At 77.2% G+C, this 923-nt stretch carries 2 protein-coding genes; both read left to right on the plus strand.

Going from position 1 to position 923, the window contains the following annotated elements:
• Positions 1 to 365 (plus strand): hypothetical protein (locus F6X68_RS33830; RefSeq protein WP_192581658.1); only part of this gene is annotated, 365 nt, incomplete at its 5' end.
• A 9-nt stretch (positions 366 to 374) separates the two neighbouring features.
• On the plus strand, positions 375 to 923 hold a 549-nt coding region (locus F6X68_RS32835), incomplete at its 3' end, for a prephenate dehydratase domain-containing protein (RefSeq protein WP_305069302.1).

The following is a 923-nucleotide window of genomic DNA, read 5'->3' on the forward strand; positions in this document are numbered from 1 at the left end:
CCGGCCTGCCCGGCGCCGGAGGGATCACCCCCACGGTCGACCCCGGCCTGGTCGCGGTCCCGTGCCCGGACGGCCCCTCGGGAGCGCGGATCGTCGACCTGGTGCGGGGCCGGGGTGGCGTGCTGCCGAACGGCGTCCGGGTCCGGGTGCGGACCGGGCCGCTCTGCGCCGGCGAGTGGCACTACACCGTGCTCGACGTGACCGGGCACGAGACGCTCCAGGTGATCACCCAGGGCCGGCCGGGCGCCCCGCGACTGGTCACCGCCGGCACCGACGTCTGCACCGCCGAGGTCCGCGCCGCCGGGCCGCCCGGCATCCGGACGCGCGTCTGCGAGGGCGGGTCGCTCGGCGTACCGGGTGCGTAGGCTGTCGCCATGCCGGGAACACCGCCTACGCGCTTCGTCTATCTCGGGCCGGAGGGCACCTTCGCCGAGCAGGCGTTGAAGAGCATCCCCGCCGCCGAGCGGGGCAGCCGCACGCCGGCCCGCAGCGTCCCCGAGGCGCTGGAGGGCGTACGGACCGGGGAGGCGGACGCGGCCCTGGTGCCGCTGGAGAACTCGATCGGCGGCGCGGTCGGGGTGACCCTGGACGAGCTCGCCGAGGGCGAACCCCTGGTGATCACCCGTGAGGTGGTCCTGCCGGTCGAGTTCGTGCTCGCCGCGCGGCCCGGCACGACGCTCCCGCACGTGCGCAGCGTCGCCGCCCACCCGCAGGCGTCCACCCAGTGCCGGGGCTGGCTGCGCGCGCACCTGCCCGACGCCGTCGTCGTCGACGTGCTCTCCAACGGCGCGGCCGCCGCCGGAGCCGCCACCGGCGAGTACGACGCGGCGATCTGCGCCCCGATCGGGGCCGGGCGGCACCGGCTCGACGTGCTCGCCGACAAGATCGCCGACCACCCGGACGCGGTGACCCGCTTCGCGCTG

The sequence above is a fragment of the Micromonospora sp. AMSO12t genome (assembly GCF_008806585.1).
GTDB lineage: Bacteria > Actinomycetota > Actinomycetes > Mycobacteriales > Micromonosporaceae > Micromonospora > Micromonospora reichwaldensis.